The organism is Idiomarina sp. UBA4206 (assembly GCF_002383015.1).
Classification (GTDB): domain Bacteria; phylum Pseudomonadota; class Gammaproteobacteria; order Enterobacterales; family Alteromonadaceae; genus Idiomarina; species Idiomarina abyssalis.
This window is the reverse complement of record NZ_DFTS01000047.1, coordinates 2,856-3,307: the sequence shown is the minus strand read 5'-3', so window position 1 is coordinate 3,307 and position 452 is coordinate 2,856. Positions and strand designations below refer to the sequence as shown.

The 452-nt window shown below is 40.5% G+C and carries 1 protein-coding gene; it reads right to left on the bottom strand.

The genetic code is table 11. The features are described from left to right. Positions 1-452, bottom strand: a 452-nt coding sequence (locus tag B3180_RS10605; protein WP_286844412.1) for a hypothetical protein, incomplete at both ends; no start/stop codon positions are given.

The following is a 452-nucleotide window of genomic DNA, read 5'->3' as shown; positions in this document are numbered from 1 at the left end:
CAGACTTTGAACCTGAGAGGTTTAGTTTACTTTTAAGAATTGCCACCATTGGTATCAGGCTACACTCAGAGACAACGGGTAAATTATCTATCTTGAATGCGCTGAGTGTATGCTCTAAAGATAGCTCCTGCCATTGACTTGCTGATACTTTTATTAGGTTTATAGTCAAAGGAAAGGATTCCTCTTGGTCACCAAAGGGGATGACGTTTTCGTTAATAGTAATGATGCTCTGTGCTTTCGTATTAGGTAGCCGCGTCTCCAATAGATGCCAATGTGGCTCTGCAATAAAAATATCCAAATCTGTGGTCATTTGCCGAACGCAATAGAGTGAAAATGGCAAATCACCCACAAAGCAGTAGTCAACCTGACTTAATTCTAGCTCTCGTATGAGACTTTTTACCGACGACAATAAATGCGTGTTTTCACCGTAAAAAGGCTCTATAAAGTCAGTG